11 protein-coding genes and 1 rRNA gene are annotated in these 16069 nt (G+C 33.3%); 5 read left to right on the top strand and 7 right to left on the bottom strand.

Annotated elements, in window-relative coordinates; all coding sequences use genetic code 11:
- Positions 1-733, bottom strand: a 16S ribosomal RNA gene (locus IEV77_RS17180); the annotation flags it as partial.
- 645 nt (positions 734-1378) lie between these two features.
- Here IEV77_RS17180 and thrS point away from each other — a divergent pair.
- The 4 genes from thrS to rplT all read left to right on the top strand — a co-directional run bounded on the left by thrS (position 1379) and on the right by rplT (position 4634).
- Positions 1379-3316 (top strand): threonine--tRNA ligase, encoded by a 1938-nt coding sequence (gene thrS, locus IEV77_RS17175; protein WP_188467065.1) that lies wholly within the window; start codon positions 1379-1381, stop codon positions 3314-3316.
- Positions 3317-3343: 27 nt separating this feature from the next.
- On the top strand, positions 3344-3898 hold the full coding sequence (gene infC, locus IEV77_RS17170; protein ID WP_262891668.1) for a translation initiation factor IF-3: 555 nt from the start codon (positions 3344-3346) through the stop codon (positions 3896-3898).
- Positions 3899-3954: 56 nt separating this feature from the next.
- A complete protein-coding gene (rpmI, locus tag IEV77_RS17165) occupies positions 3955-4152 on the top strand; it encodes a 50S ribosomal protein L35 (RefSeq protein ID WP_188467064.1) in 198 nt (65 codons plus the stop codon).
- Between the two features lie 137 nt (positions 4153-4289).
- On the top strand, positions 4290-4634 hold the full coding sequence (gene rplT / locus IEV77_RS17160; RefSeq protein ID WP_188467062.1) for a 50S ribosomal protein L20: 345 nt from the start codon (positions 4290-4292) through the stop codon (positions 4632-4634).
- A 78-nt stretch (positions 4635-4712) separates the two neighbouring features.
- Here rplT and IEV77_RS17155 read toward each other — a convergent pair whose 3' ends face one another.
- From IEV77_RS17155 to IEV77_RS17645, 3 genes are all read right to left on the bottom strand, one after another.
- A complete protein-coding gene (locus tag IEV77_RS17155) occupies positions 4713-5114 on the bottom strand; it encodes a hypothetical protein (RefSeq protein WP_188467060.1) in 402 nt (133 codons plus the stop codon).
- A gap of 792 nt (positions 5115-5906) precedes the next feature.
- Complete coding sequence (locus tag IEV77_RS17150; RefSeq protein ID WP_188467058.1) at positions 5907-8789, bottom strand: Ig-like domain-containing protein; 2883 nt, start codon at positions 8787-8789, stop codon at positions 5907-5909.
- 100 nt (positions 8790-8889) lie between these two features.
- Entirely contained in the window at positions 8890-9018 is a 129-nt protein-coding gene (locus IEV77_RS17645) for a LytTR family transcriptional regulator DNA-binding domain-containing protein (RefSeq protein ID WP_373282369.1), read from the bottom strand.
- A gap of 68 nt (positions 9019-9086) precedes the next feature.
- Here IEV77_RS17645 and IEV77_RS17640 point away from each other — a divergent pair, with 68 nt between their 5' ends.
- Positions 9087-9326, top strand: a complete 240-nt coding sequence (locus IEV77_RS17640) for a LytTR family transcriptional regulator DNA-binding domain-containing protein (protein ID WP_188467054.1) — start codon at positions 9087-9089, stop codon at positions 9324-9326.
- Between the two features lie 611 nt (positions 9327-9937).
- Here the strand turns inward: IEV77_RS17640 and IEV77_RS17135 are convergent.
- The 3 genes from IEV77_RS17135 to IEV77_RS17125 all read right to left on the bottom strand — a co-directional run bounded on the left by IEV77_RS17135 (position 9938) and on the right by IEV77_RS17125 (position 16068).
- Positions 9938-13612 (bottom strand): Ig-like domain-containing protein, encoded by a 3675-nt coding sequence (locus IEV77_RS17135; RefSeq protein WP_188467053.1) that lies wholly within the window; start codon positions 13610-13612, stop codon positions 9938-9940.
- Positions 13613-13709: 97 nt separating this feature from the next.
- Positions 13710-14378 carry a LytR/AlgR family response regulator transcription factor gene (locus tag IEV77_RS17130; RefSeq protein ID WP_188467051.1) on the bottom strand — a complete coding sequence of 223 codons (669 nt, stop codon included), beginning with the start codon at positions 14376-14378 and terminating at the stop codon, positions 13710-13712.
- Positions 14371-16068, bottom strand: a complete 1698-nt coding sequence (locus IEV77_RS17125) for a sensor histidine kinase (RefSeq protein ID WP_188467049.1) — start codon at positions 16066-16068, stop codon at positions 14371-14373. The genes IEV77_RS17130 and IEV77_RS17125 overlap by 8 nt, the downstream gene beginning before the upstream one ends.
- Position 16069: the final 1 nt, after the last annotated feature.

Below are 16069 nucleotides of genomic sequence, written 5' to 3'. Positions count from 1 at the left end.
TAGTAATCTGCCTTCGCAATCGGTATTCTATGTAATATCTATGCATTTCACCGCTACACTACATATTCTAACTACTTCACAATAACTCAAGATAACCAGTATCAAAGGCAATTCTACAGTTGAGCTGCAGGATTTCACCTCTGACTTAATTATCCACCTACGGACCCTTTAAACCCAATGATTCCGGATAACGCTTGGATCCTCCGTATTACCGCGGCTGCTGGCACGGAGTTAGCCGATCCTTATTCTTACAGTACCGTCAAGCCCCGACACGTCGGGGTGTTTCTTCCTGTATAAAAGCAGTTTACAACCCATAGGGCAGTCGTCCTGCACGCGGCATGGCTGGATCAGGCTCTCGCCCATTGTCCAATATTCCTCACTGCTGCCTCCCGTAGGAGTCTGGTCCGTGTCTCAGTACCAGTGTGGGGGATCCCCCTCTCAGGGCCCCTATCTATCGTAGCCATGGTAAGCCGTTACCTTACCATCTAGCTAATAGAACGCATACTCATCTTTTACCGATAAATCTTTAATATAATCTTGATGCCAAGTCTATATACTATGCGGTATTAATCTTCATTTCTAAAGGCTATCCCACTGTAAAAGGTAGATTGTATACGCGTTACGCACCCGTGCGCCGGTCGTCAGCGGAGCAAGCTCCCTGTTACCCCTCGACTTGCATGTGTTAAGCCTGCCGCTAGCGTTCATCCTGAGCCAGGATCAAACTCTTCATCGTTAATTCTTAAATATTATTTAACAACCAATCGAAATAGTTTTAATTAGGTACTCAAAATAATTTATTCTCTTTGTTTGATTTAACCGTTTCCAGCTAAATCTTACGCTGTCAATTCAATATGTCTATGAACTTTTTTCTTACTTCCCTAGGGCGTTAATCTCCTAAGCGGGTGCAAATATAAAACCCTTTTTATTCTTACACAATGTTTTTTGAAAAAAAATTTGAAAAAGTTTTTTTGACCTTTTCCTAATCTTCAATTAACACTACTTTTAAAGAACTTCACTATAACAGATGTTGTTTTTAGCGAGTGCAAATATACAACCCTTTTTCTTTTACAAACAAACAATTCTTATAAAAAAAATAAGTTTTTTTTGAAGTAAGACTTAATCAACTGAAACTTAATAGATAGAAATCGGAAATATTTAATAAATCTTACAATAACTAGTTTTGTATATCATTCTATTTATAAAACAGTATCTATATATAGTAAGGAACTTCTAGTTTTTAAGAATACATCCTTAACTTTTATACATATATATGTAGTCAATATGCATAAAAATGATATCAAACAAATTTTAGGATGTAACATTGTATGTAAATTATTATACTATTATCTTTGCTACCTTATTTAAATACATATATATAATGATAGAGATTACATTGCCAGATGGTAGTATTAGGTCGTATGAAGAAAACACGACCGTTATGGAAGTAGCTAAAAGCATTAGCGAAGGCTTTGCTAGAAATGTTATTTCAGCTAAATTTAACGATACTGTTATTGAAACAACCACATCATTAACTACAGATGGCTCTTTAATATTATATACATGGAAAGATGATGAAGGTAAAAAAGCATTCTGGCATTCCTCTGCGCATATACTTGCTCAAGCAATAGAAGAACTTTATCCAAATGCGAAGTTGTGGGTTGGTCCTGCAATAGAAAATGGTTTTTATTACGATATTGATTTAGGAGAAGAAACTATTTCTGATAAAGATTTTAAACGCATTGAAGATAAGATGTTGGAGATAGCTAGAGGAAAGCATGATTTTAATATGCGTTCTTTATCTAAAGCCGAAGCTCTTTCATACTATAAAGACATCAATAGTTATAAAGTAGATTTAATTGAAAATCTAGAAGATGGAACGATCACTTTCTGCGATCATTCTACTTTTACAGATTTATGTCGTGGTGGACATATTCCAAATACAGGAATTGTAAAAGCCGTTAAGATACTTAGTGTTGCTGGAGCCTATTGGAAAGGTGATGAAAAGAACAAACAATTAACCAGATTATATGGTATTTCTTTTCCGAAGCAAAAAGAGCTTACGGAATATTTAGAATTACTTGAAGAAGCAAAGAAAAGAGACCATAGAAAGCTAGGAAAGGAACTTGAGTTATTTACTTTTTCACAAAAAGTTGGTCAAGGCCTTCCATTATGGTTACCTAAAGGAGCCGCTTTACGTGAACGTTTGGAGAACTTCTTAAAGAAAGCTCAGAAAAAGGCTGGATACGAAATGGTTATCACACCTCATATTGGGCAAAAAGAATTGTACGTTACTTCTGGACATTATGAAAAGTATGGTGCAGATAGCTTTCAACCTATACTTACACCAAAAGACGGTGAAGAATTCTTATTGAAACCGATGAATTGCCCTCATCATTGTGAGATATATAATAGCTCGCAGTGGTCTTATAAAGATTTGCCAAAACGTTTTGCTGAATTTGGTACCGTATACAGATATGAACAAAGTGGTGAACTTCACGGCTTAACTCGTGTAAGAGGTTTTACGCAAGATGACGCACATATTTTTTGTACACCTGAACAATTAGATAAAGAGTTTAAGGATGTTATCGATTTAGTTCTTTATGTTTTTGGATCTTTAGGATTTGAAAATTTCACAGCTCAAGTATCTTTAAGAGATCCTGAGAACCCAGAAAAATATATTGGAAGCGATGAAAACTGGGAAAAAGCAGAGAAAGCAATTTTAAATGCGGCCATTGACAAAGAATTAAATTATGTAGTAAAAACTGGTGAAGCGGCTTTTTACGGACCTAAATTAGATTTTATGGTAAAAGACGCCTTAGGGAGACAGTGGCAACTTGGTACAATTCAAGTAGATTACAACTTACCGGAGCGTTTTGAATTAAACTATAAAGGTAGTGACAATGAACTGCACCGACCAGTAATGATCCATCGTGCTCCTTTTGGTAGTATGGAACGATTTATTGCTATTTTACTAGAGCATACTGCAGGAAACTTCCCACTTTGGCTTATCCCCGATCAGGTTATTGTCCTATCAATTAGTGAGAAATATGAAAAATACGCGAAAAAAGTTTTAAATGTGTTAGAAAATAACGAAATTCGCGCCCTGATTGATAATAGAAATGAGACCATGGGGAAGAAAATTCGGGAAGCCGAAATGAAGAAAATCCCATATATGGTTATTGTTGGAGAGAATGAGGAGCAAGAAAGCATGATTTCTGTTCGTCAACATGGAGGGGAAGATCTTGGCATGATTACTGTACAAGACTTAACAAATATTATTAATGAAGAAATTAATAAGACATTAAAAACATTTTAAAATAAGTTTAACTAAAAACATAAAGCCATAGCAATACGTAGAAGAAAACAAGTCTCAAGACGTGTTAGTCAAGAAGATCAGCACAGAATTAATTCTAAAATTAGGTCTGAAAAAGTCCGTTTAGTAGGTGATAATATCGAAGTTGGTGTTTATCCAACTAAAGATGCGCTTGCCATAGCAGACCAACAAGGTTTAGACCTTGTAGAAATATCTCCTAAAGCAGATCCTCCTGTTTGTAAGGTTATGGATTATAAAAAGTTTCTTTATGAACAAAAGAAACGTGAAAAAGTTTTAAAATCTAAAGCTAGTAAAGTTGTAGTAAAAGAGATTCGATTTGGACCGCAAACCGATGATCATGATTACGATTTTAAAAAGAAACATGCTGAAAAGTTTTTAAAAGAAGGTGCTAAATTAAAAGCATTTGTATTCTTTAAAGGACGTTCTATTGTTTTTAAAGAACAAGGGCAGATTTTGCTACTGAGATTAGCTCAAGATTTAGAAGAATTAGGTAAAGTAGAACAAATGCCTAAACTGGAAGGTAAACGTATGACTATGTTTATTGCTCCAAGAAAATCGAAATAATTCCTGATATACAGGTTGAAAATAATAAGTGAAATAAACAAAACTAGGAGAACAAGATGCCTAAAATGAAAACCAAATCTAGTGCCAAAAAACGATTTAAAGTTACAGGTACTGGTAAGATTAAAAGAAAGCACGCTTTTAAGAGTCACATCTTAACAAAGAAGTCTAAAAAGCGTAAGTTAGCATTAACTCACAGTACTTTAGTACATGCGAGTGATGAGAACAGTATTAAAGAACAATTACGATTAAAGTAATCACGTTCGGTTAAATAATTTTTATAAACCCTGGAGTTAGGCCTCAAAATATTTAAGATTAGCGAATGTTAATTTTAGATTTTTGAACTAAAGTGTCGAAACAAAATCGACCGCCTACTACAAAAAACAATTAAAATATGCCAAGATCAGTAAATTCTGTAGCCAAAAGAGCCAGAAGAAAAAAGGTGCTTAAACAAGCAAAAGGTTACTTCGGACGTCGTAAAAACGTTTGGACAGTAGCAAAAAATGCGGTTGATAAAGCGATGCAATATTCGTATAGAGACCGTAGAGTTAAAAAGAGAAATTTCCGTGCATTATGGATTACGCGTATTAACGCTGGAGCCAGATTACATGGTTTATCTTATTCTCAATTTATGGGTAAATTAAAAGCTAATGAAATCGAATTAAACCGTAAGGTTTTAGCCGATTTAGCAATGAATCACCCAGACGCTTTTAAAGCAATAATAGAGAAAATTAAATAAGGCGTTTCGCCTATTGTATAACATATTTCACTTATATAAAAGCCAACTCATTTTGAGTTGGCTTTTTTTTTGACTTAACTATAAACGCAATTTAGCTTCAAGTACGGTGTTGTTAGTTTTTGTAAGGAATTTATATTCTCTATAAATCATATACTGAAACAGAATGTAAAAGATGGAGTTGAAGATCCAAATATCGACAAATGGTTCTTCCCATAAAACCAGTTCCATGTTTCCAGAGGTAAAAATTGAAACACTACAGATTAAATATAAAATTAAACCCACTGAAAAGTTGAAATATTTATGCTCTTTTTCAAAATTTCTAAAAATGAATAATAAAGCATAGAGAACCAGAATTGAGGAACATGATACAATTTCATAAAGATTAAAATCCCAAAATAACTGAAAGTCAGAAAAATAAATCCAACTTAAAATTAATAATTGAAGTACCAAAATTACTAATATGGCCTTTTTAATAATCATATTATCAAATATCTTATAATACAAAAGACTCAAAAAGACAAATTGGAAAACAAAGTAAAAATGAGAAATAAACATATTTGAATTCGGATTCAAGAAACCTATCACATGGCATGCAATTTCAATTATGGATAATGCCACTAAATAGACCAAAAATATTTTTGAAACCCTCTTATGGATAGATTTATTTTTTACGAACAAAACGGTATTTAGAACTAAAAATAGTAAACCGATTAAGCTTATGGAGAAAGAAAAGAGAAAATTCATTTATTGATTCTGTTAGATTTAGATAACATATTAGTTTTTCTATTTATACTTTTTAGTAACAAAACAAACACATTGTTTATTGTAAACCTAAAATTTATTCAGGTTGAAAGCATATTTAGTTTAGCATTTGGACAGATAACTTTGCGCATTAGTGATTGTGATCTATCTCAATGAAAGTTCTACTATAAGAGATTAAAGCAAATATAAAAATTAATTTCATAAAAAACAGCGCTACCAATAAAGGTAAACGCTGTTTCTCTGCTTATTAATCAAATCCCTTAAAAAATTTAACTAATGTGGGTGATACGAAAACTTCCCGTATTGATTTAAATAGCTTAATAAGTATCAAATCTAACTACTAATCTTAGTAGAAGCAATAAAAGAGTTTTGAGATACCTTTCTTTGTATGTAAGTGGTTGTTGCACTGCCCTATAAAGAGGTAGATTAGAATCTTAGAATTATTCTATAAAAAATAGCGACACCTGTTAAGGGTATCGCCATTTTCAACCAGATCTAAAATTACTATTATTAGTTCTTTATAATTCTTTTTATGATTTCGTTTTGATTTACTTCAATTTTTAAAAGATAGACACCAGCTTGATAAGCGCTTAAATCTATTTTGAAATTACCATTTGTATTTGATTGGTTTAGAAGTAACCTTCCATTTAAATCGTAAACTGTAATTTTGGATTCTTGTGTTTTTGGTAAGGTAATTGTAACATATGCTTTGGTTGGGTTTGGATAGATATTAATGTTTTTTAACATCTCATTTTCATTAATTCCTAAGGTCTCCTCTACTGATACCACTACTTCTACTCTTTCACTTTCGCAACCGTTCTCATTTGTACTGGTTACCCAATAGGATGTTGAACCAACGGTTGCTGTACTTGGCGTTGGCGCTGTAGTAGAACCTGTCCCTCCAGTTTCTGTTGTGTACCATAATACCCCTGAACCTCCTGTTGTTACAGCTAATTCACTTGCAGTATCACCTTCACTATAAGTAATTGGTGTAGTTACTGTTGGTTCATCTGGAATTTCATTAATTGTAACACTAACCGCAACTCTATTAGATAAGCCTTCTGTAATACGTTTAATAAACTCACCATCTGTCACTAAAATATCTCCATTTGCTTGTATGGTTAATCCAGCTGGGGCTTCAAATCCATTTCCTAAAATTTCTATACCTGTACCATCGGCATTCATACGTTTAATAGAGTTATTACCTAATTCTGCCACCACAATTTTTCCATCTGCTTGTACAGCTACTCCGCTTGGGTTAGAAAAACCACTTCCTAATATTTCTATATTTAAACCATCTGCATTCATTCGTTTAACTGTATTATCATTATTATGATAATTTGCAACTAAAATTCTTCCATCGGTTTGGATGGCTACTCCATAAGGGCTATTGAAACCACTACCTAAAATTTCTATATTAAAACCATTGGCATCCATTCTTTTAATCTGATCACTTTGGGTATCTGCCACCACAATCTTTCCATCGGCTTGAATCGCTACTGCATTAAGACTAACAAAACCACTTCCTAAAATTTCTATACTTGAACCATCTGCATTCATTCGTTTAATAGAATTACTACCAGAAGAACCTACCACCACTATTTTTCCATCGGATTGAATAGCTACTCCACGAGGACGTACGAAGTCACTTCCTAAAATTTCTATATTTGAACCATCGGCATCCATCCGTTTAACCTCATCATTATAAGTGTCTGCCACCACAATTTTTCCATCGGCTTGAATAGCTACTCCATGTGGAAAAATAAAGCCACTTGCTAAAGTCGTAACAGTAGTAGGTGTTTCTTGCTCCACATAATAAGTGCCTGTACCAAGTGCTGTAGAATTCTCTAATGCAGTACCTCCAGTAGCATCTGGGTACCAATTAACTGTTGCATCTGTTGATGGTGAGCTGGTTAAATTCTCTACGGTTGCAGACCCACAAAAGTCTTGTGATGCTTCACTAATTTGTTTTACGGTTATTGCTGTTTTTAAGCTTTCTCCACATGTGGTGGTTTGACTTACATAATACGTAGTACCATCTACTAAACTGACAGTTAAGTCTAAAGACGTGCCATTTGTAGCAGCATCGTACCAAAGTAAGCCTGTACCTGTAACTGTTAAGTCTGCAATAGTTGCTTCACTAGTATAAATTTGTACGCTATTTGCTGTTGGCGCATGTGGCATTTCGTTTAAAGAAACATTAACTGTAGTTCTTTCACTTTCACAACCGTTGGCATTTGTTTCTGAAACATAATATGTTCCTGTTGCTAAAGATGCAGTAGCCTCTAATGCTGAACCTTCCGTTGCTACATTATACCAAATTATAGTTGAACTAGATTCTGGTAATAAATCTGCAACGGTTGCAGCGCCACAAAAAGCTTGTGCTTCTGCTGTTGGTGCATTTAAAAAAGCAGGTTGTGATATTGTTACTGATAACGCATAAGGGTTACCAAAACCATCTCCTAACTCACAGCCGTTGTCATCGATTACGGCTAGTAAATTATATGTCCCAGATTGTAAGTTGCTTATGGAAGCGGTTGTTTCTCCATTACTCCAGAAATAAATATAAGGTGCTGTTCCGCCTGACACTGTTGTTGTAATACTTCCGTCATTGTAACCATTACAACTTACATTTGTGGACGTTGCTGTAACCGTAATTGCTGACGAAACATTTACACTTACCGAAGTTCTTTCGCTCTCTGTTTCATTTACAGTTTGAGAAACATAATATGTTGCAGAAGAAAGTACTGTAGTAGTTACTAAGGCTGTACCATCTGTTTCTGCTGTGTACCATTTTAAATCTGTACCTGTGGCTTGCAAATCTGCAACGGTGGCACCTTCACAAAAGCTTTGAGCAGAAGCTGTTGGTGCATTTGGTCCTGTTGTAACATAGGTTATAAACCATAAATCTCCCAAATTATAAAAACTAGCGTTTCCTTCTTGATAATATAAACCACCATCACTATAAGTGTTTCCCATTGTGATGCGTGTATCCATATCAATATTATTATTCATAACAAGACGCATCGTATAAAAATTACCACTTGTAATAGCTATTGGAGAAGAAAGGGTGAAGCTTATATTCTGTACTCCGTAATCTAAAAGAACTTCAAGCGATGTGGTATTTAAAAGCGTACCGCCATATCCGTTACCACTATATACCAATAAATCAAAGCTACCTTCCACAGCAGTAAAACTTTTGCTATTTATTTTAAGATCTATTTGGGATAGATCTCCTGTTACACCAGCTGTAAAGGATTGACCTCCAGCATCTGGGTAATTTGTACTGATAAAACTGGTTTCTTCTGGTGAATTTTGCTGGTCAATAGTTTGACCAAAAATTATAAATTGACATAATAGTGCCAAAGTAAATAAGTAAAGTTTAAGTTTCATAAGATTTTAGATTTGGGTTTTTTAATTGGCCCAAATCTAAGCATTAATCCATGAAATGCAAATAAAAAGGGTTGAAATGCACTGTTTTGTATTCCAATAACTACTTAAAGTGCTTTGCATAAGATCTGGACAAGGGTATTTCTGTTCCATTTATAATCACTGAATTTGGTGTAATTCGCTCCACTTTGGTTTTATTCACAATATAAGATCGATGCGATTGTTTAAAAATATCGGTAGGTTAGACTTTCAGCGATAGCCAATAATGATTGACGTATCGTATATTTTTTTTGAGGTTGTGTGAATATTAACATCTTTACCTCTAATAATGAAGAACATTTAGCGCGAAGATCTATTTCCGAATTTTTAGACCTTTACCCTACCGAATTTATTAGGATTCATAAATCTGTATTAATTAACAAAAATAGTATCCAAAGCTATTCTAGCCTATCAGTAAAAGTCAATAGCAAGAAACTACCATTGGGTAGAGCCTATAAACAAAATTTTTTGGATCAAATTAAAGACCTATCATTTTCGTGAATTATTACCATTTACCAAATGACTAAGTTATATTCGAATTTATATTCAAGAAGCCTATCACATGGCATGCAATTTCAATAATGGACAAAGCTACTAAATAGACCAAAAATATTTTTGAAACCTTACTGTGGATCGATTTGTTTATTACAAACAAAACGGTATTTAAATCTAAAAAAAAGTAATGCTATTATTTATTCAGGTTAAAAGCACATTTAGTTAAGTATTTGGACAGATAATTTTGCGCATTAGTGATCATAATCTAGCCTAGATAAAGTTTCTTGTTAAGAGAATATAGCTAATATTAATTTCATAAAAAACAGCGCAACCAATTAAGGTGAACGCTGTTTCTCTGCTATTTAATCAGTTTTTTTATATAATCAAAGTAGAATACAAGTACTTTTAGTATTGATTTTAAAAACTTAGTAAAATCTAATATAATATCTATTCTTAATAAACACGATAAAATTGTTTTGAAATACCATTCTTTGTATGTGAGTGGCTCTTTCACTGTCTTACAAAGAGGTCGATTAGAATCTTAAAATTATTCTATAAAAAATAGCGACACCTGTTAAGGGTATCGCCATTTTCAACCAGATCTAAAATTACTATTATTAGTTCTTTATAATTCTTTTAATGACTTGGTTTTGATTTACTTCAATTTTTAAGAGATAGACACCAGCTTGATAAGCGCTTAAATCTATTTTAAAATCACCATTTGTATTTGATTGGTTTAAAAGCAACCTTCCATTTAAATCGTAAACTGTAATTTTGGATTCTTGTGTATTTGGTAAGGTAATTGTAACATACGCATTGGTTGGGTTTGGATAGATATTAATGTTTTTTAACATCTCATTTTCATTAACTCCCAAGGTCTCCTCTACTGTTACCTCTACTTCTACTCTTTCACTTTCGCAACCGTTCTCATTTGTACTGGTTACCCAATAGGAGGTTGAACCAACGGTTTCTGTACTTGGCGTTGGTGCATTTACATCTCCAGTTCCTCCCGTTTCTGTTGTATACCATAATACCCCTGAACCATCTGTTGTAGCTGTTAATATGCTAGCTGTATCTCCTACCTCATAGGTTATTGATGTTGTGGTTGTTGGAGCATTTGGTATTGTAGAACCTGTAGTTATTGGAGAACCCGCTAAAAAGTTACTTGTTGTTCCAGATAAGGTGAAATTAGCTAATGTTCCATCGTGAGCATTTACTGTAGCATCCGTTAGAGTTGTAATAGCTGTGTTATCAGCAGTGTCTCCACCTTGATTAAATTTATAATATGCGACTAAGCTGGATTCTGAACCTTGTAATTCACAATTTTTACTACTATTAATTTGATCTGCACTTCTGACAACATCCCAAATACGAACATCATCAATAGAGCCATTCCATAGGAAATTACCTTCACTAGGACTATAACCACCTATAATAACTTTATTTCCATTAATTGGAGCAGGAATATTATTATTTGTAGCCACTAAAATCCCGTCTTTATACAATTTCATTTCTTGTGTTGCGCTATCATAACTAACAGCTACGTGATACCATGTATTTAATGATAGTATGTCTGGATCCACTACTCCATTCCAACTACCATTGTGGCCTGCAGATAATATACCATTTGGTACCCAAAGAGCATGTTGTCCAGAATTATTTGAACCTGAAATTATATTATTAGCGGATGTAAATGCGCTCATTGAAATCCATGCTTCTTTTGTATAAGAAGCTGGCAAAATATTTTCACAATCAACATAATCTTTTACTCCATCAAAATTTAGGTGAGTTGCAGGACTATAGATAGTAACCACAATTTCAATACGTTCACTTTCGCAACCATTATCATTTGTGCTAGTTACCCAATATGACGTTGAACCAATAGTATCTGTATTTGGTGTTGGTGCTTCGGTTAAAGCTGTATCTCCCGTTTCTGAAGTATACCACAATAACCCTGTACCTCCTGAAGTTGCTGTTAATGCACTTGCAGTATCACCCTGGTTATAGGTTACTGGAGTTGATACTGTTGGTGCTTCTGGCGCTTCATTAATTATTACGCTAACCGCAACTCTATTGGAAGTATAAGCTTCCGTGATACGTTTAATAGTATTATCATCTACCACTAAAATTTTCCCATCTGCTTCAATAGCTAATTTTCCAGGACTTGAAACATTGGCTATAGTTTCTAGACCTGTACCATCAGGGTTCATTCGTTTAATTTCACCATTTTGTGTTGCGACTACAATCTTTCCATCTGCTTGAATGGCTACTCCTGTTGGATAGTCAAAAACACCTCCTACAGTTTCTAAGTTAGTACCATCTGCATTGAAACGCATAATTGATCTAAACCCTAAATTTGCTACCACAATTTTTCCATCCGCTTGAATCGCAATTTGTTCTGAATCTAATTCAAAATAGTCATTTAAAGTTTCTATTGCCGTACCATCAGCATTCATTCGTTTTAAAGAACCTTCATAAAAATCGAAAAAAATAATTTTCCCATCTGCTTGAACGCTTACGGAATTTATATATAGATAACCCTCAATTAAGGTTTCTATATTTGAACCATCTGTATTCATTCGTTGAATATCCCCTGTACCTAACACCAAAATTTTTCCATCGGCTTCAATGACAACATCTCGAGCACTCTCAAATCCGTTTCCTAAGGTTTCGATATTGGTTCCATCTGCATTCATACGTATAATGGAACTACCATTATAATCTGATAGCAGAATTTTTCCACCAGATTGAACAGCAACTCCAGTTGGATTATATAAATCACTTAATAAAGTAGTGACAGAACCTGTCATCGATTCTTCAATATAATATGTCCCTGTTGCAAGTGCTGTAGTATTCTCTAATGCAGTACCTCCTGTAGCTTCTGAGTACCAACTAACGGTTGCATCTGCAGAAGGTGTGCTCGTTAAATTCTCTACGGTTGCAGACCCACAAAAGGCTTGTGATGCTTCGCTAATTTCCTTAACGGTTATTGCTGTTTTTAAGCTTTCTCCACATGTGGTGGTTTGACTTACATAATACGTAGTACCATCTACTAAACTGACAGTTAAGTCTAAAGACGTGCCATTTGTAGCAACATCATACCAAAGTAAGCCTGTACCTGTAGCTGTTAAGTCTGCAATAGTTGCTTCACTAGTATAAATTTGTACGCTATTTGCTGTTGGTGCATGTGGCACTCCGTTTATTGAAATATTAACTGCAGTTCTTTCACTTTCACATCCATTCGCATTTGTTTCTGAAACATAATATGTTCCTGCTGTTAAAGATGTAGTAGAACTTAATGGGGAACCTTCCGTCTGTAAATCATACCAAATTATAGTTGAACTAGATTCTGGTAATAAATCTGCAACGGTTGCAACGCCACAAAAAGCTTGAGCTTCTGCTATTGGTGCTAAAATAGAATTAACAGAAACATTAACGGAAACTCTTTCACTTTCGCAACCATTAGCATTCACTTCTGAAACATAATATGTTCCTGTTGTTAACTCTGAAGTAGAGCTTAAGATTACACCTTCTGTTTCTACATCATACCATACTATTGTAGCACTTGGTTCTGGTACTAAATCTGCAACTGTTCTACTTTCACAGAATTCTTGAGCTTCTGCTGTAGGTATATTAGGAGTGTCATATACAGTGACAACAACCGAACTTCTCTCACTTTCACAACCGACGGCATCTGCTTGTGAAACCCAATATATAGTTGAGCCTAATACAGATGTGTTTGGAATTACTGAATTAGATGGCAATCCTCCAGAATTCGTTGTGTACCATTTTAATCTAGTTGCTCCTCCTGTTAAGGTTGCTGTTAAAGCTGTAGCAGAAGTATTTAAACAATATGAGAGCTCTGATGTTGTTGGACTAGTGGCTGGCATAGCTACTAGAGAAGAGCTTACTACTAAATTAGCATTTATTTTTATGGTATCATCAATATCATTGTAAGTATTATAACCCACTATTTTTACATTATTTATTGCGCCATAAGTTGACAAATCAAAAGATTGCGCTTCTCCTGTACAATAATCCCCAATTTCTACATCATTGACAAAAACTTTATATTTAACAAAAAGATTGGCACAAAGATTAGTTGGATATGATAAATTCCGAAATTCAGTAATATTTAACACTACATTAGATTGACAGGCACTGATATCGTTAAAATTTATTTCAACAGCAGAACCTTCAACTGTATCTGAATATATATGGTCGAAATTTTGAGCATAGCCAATTAAGCTAAAACACATTAAAAAGAATAAAAAGTAAATTTTTAGTTTCATAAAATTAGATTTGGGTTTATAATTGGGCCAAATCTAAGTATTTATCTATGAAATACAAATAAAAAGGGTTGAAATGCATTATTTTGTATTCCAATAACTACTTAAAGTGCTTTGCATAAGATCTGGACAAGGGTATTTCTGTTCCATTAATAATTACTGAATTTGGTGTAATTCGCTCCACTTTGATTTTATTCACAATATAAGATCGATGCGATTGTTTAAAAATATCGGAAGGTAGACTTTCAGCGATAGCCAATAAAGATTGACGTATGGTATATTTTTTTGAGGTAGTGTGAATATTAACATAATTACCATCTGCAACAACAAATCTTATATCGAAAAATTCTAAAGTAACAAGATCATAACCATCTTTAAATTGAAAGTTTTTGGACTGCTTTTTTTGCATAGCCAACCTTATTGCGGCCAAAACATCTACTTTTTTGATGGGTTTAGTTAAATAAGCATCCGGATTGGTTTTTAATGCTTCACTCATTAATGCAAAATCATGTTGCCCAGTTATAAAAATAACTGTTGCATTTTTATTTTTAACTTTAGATAATTCTATTCCAGAATTGACACCTTTCAAATTAATGTCCATTAAAATGATATCTGGTAAAAAAGAAGTCATCTCTGTTAAAGCTATTTCTTTATTCTTAGCTATTTTAATGTTTGAAAAATGTTCATCTTGTAAAAGTTCTGCTATATATTCTGCAATTATTACTTCATCTTCAACAATAAGAATTTTTATATTTTGCTCTTTAGTCATTTATTATTTCTTTTACAAAGGAAAAAGAAAAGCCGTTTTCCGTATTAATTTCATATTCTATTTCTAATTGACGGCAGATTTTATCTATCAGTTTGGGTTGAATAATATTATCCATACGGGTTGTTCCGTTATCAGAATATTTAAAAATAATTCTATCCGTGTATTTTAATTCAAAATTAATCTCTTTGTATTCTTGGTTCTCAAAAGCATGTTTAATGGAATTTATACACAATTCGGTAAGTAACAGTCCGAAATACATTGCGTAATCTGAAGGGATCTGGACCGGGGCAATATTAAAATTAGTTTCAATATTATTTTCCTTAAATACCTGAAAAAAACCTGTTTTCACGTCATTCAAATAACTACAAACATCCACTTTGTTTTTATCCTCATTTTTATACAAATGCTTATGCAATGTAGAAATTGCCTCAACTTTTGTCAAGATACTTTTAAGTTGAAAATTTCGTTTTTTAGGTGTTTTTTTTAATTGATCTGAGATAAGAATAACCATCAATTGTAAATTATTATTAATTCGATGGTTTGCCTCACTTAATAAAAACTTATTTTCCTGAGATAAACGTTGAAGTCGCTTATTACTCCTCTTTTCTTTTTTTAAGAAATAAGCAATTAGAACAGAAATTCCAATGGCAGCTAAAAGTAGAGCAAAGCTAATAAACAGTTGCCTTTTGTTTGTCTCTAAAGCTTTATTCTTGTTTTCAATTTCAAGATTATTAATTGTAATTTGATTTTCTTTTTCAGACAGCTTGTATTTTTCTTCAAGATCAAACAAAAAATTATCATGTTCAATTTTATAATACTTATCTGTAAGATCTAATCTAATTTCCAAATATTGATAAGCTTTGGTTATATTTCCCAGTTTTTTATAAATATTTCTAATATTATCTGTAAAGAGAATTTCACCATAAAACAGTTCATTCTCTTTTGCAAATTCCAGTGCTTTTAAGCATTCACGCAAAGCCTTTTCTAATTGATTGTCTTTTATTAAAATTCTAGTGTAATTTATATAAGCATCAACTTGTTGCTGAATGAGCTTATTATCCTCAGAATATTTTATTAAGGTCTCTAAAGACTTAATAGCATTTTGAAATTCTTTTTTGTCCTCGTAAACACCTGAAATCTCTAATGACGAATAAAAAACGCCGTCCTTATCATTCACTTTTTCTGCTAGCTTTAAAGCTTTACTAGCATAATACAAAGTAGAGTCTTGTATAAAATAATATTCAGTAAAAAGGGCCGCTTTTCGACCGTAAAAATTAGAGAGATACACATCATCAATTTGATGACTCTTCAAGATGATGTCCGCTTTTTTGAGTTCTACTGCAGCCTCTTTAAACAAGGTTCTTTTCCTGTAAAACTCAGCCATTTTAACATAATAAAAGAATTTTAATTGTGTGTTATTTGAAAGCTCAATTTCTTCAAAAGCTCTAGTATAATATTTACTTGCTTCACTGTAATTTAATTGCAACTTATAAGCTTCTGCTAAGCCTAAAAGCAAATGGATACTCTGTTCATCGTTTTGTGAAACAATTAAATGCTTATTATAATAAGAAATGGCAATATCTAATCGGTTTTCATTTAGTAAACTTTGCCCAAAATCTACTATAGTATCATTTTGAGAGAATGATACTTGCAAAAACAAAAACGTTAAAATAAATAATACAGACCTCATA

This window comes from Xanthomarina arctica, assembly GCF_014638915.1.
Lineage (GTDB): Bacteria > Bacteroidota > Bacteroidia > Flavobacteriales > Flavobacteriaceae > Xanthomarina > Xanthomarina arctica.
Note: the sequence above shows the minus strand (reverse complement) of the source record. Positions and strands in the feature narration are given on the sequence as shown.

Excerpts from the sequence above, each read along its gene's own strand:
- thrS (WP_188467065.1), top strand. The coding sequence starts at position 1,379 with ATGATAGAGATTACATTGCCAGATGGTAGTATTAGGTCGTATGAAGAA.
- rpmI (WP_188467064.1), top strand. The coding sequence starts at position 3,955 with ATGCCTAAAATGAAAACCAAATCTAGTGCCAAAAAACGATTTAAAGTT.
- rplT (WP_188467062.1), top strand. The coding sequence starts at position 4,290 with ATGCCAAGATCAGTAAATTCTGTAGCCAAAAGAGCCAGAAGAAAAAAG.
- IEV77_RS17155 (WP_188467060.1), bottom strand. The coding sequence starts at position 5,114 with ATGATTATTAAAAAGGCCATATTAGTAATTTTGGTACTTCAATTATTA.
- IEV77_RS17150 (WP_188467058.1), bottom strand. The coding sequence starts at position 8,789 with ATGAAACTTAAACTTTACTTATTTACTTTGGCACTATTATGTCAATTT.
- IEV77_RS17135 (WP_188467053.1), bottom strand. The coding sequence starts at position 13,612 with ATGAAACTAAAAATTTACTTTTTATTCTTTTTAATGTGTTTTAGCTTA.
- IEV77_RS17130 (WP_188467051.1), bottom strand. The coding sequence starts at position 14,378 with ATGACTAAAGAGCAAAATATAAAAATTCTTATTGTTGAAGATGAAGTA.
- IEV77_RS17125 (WP_188467049.1), bottom strand. The coding sequence starts at position 16,068 with ATGAGGTCTGTATTATTTATTTTAACGTTTTTGTTTTTGCAAGTATCA.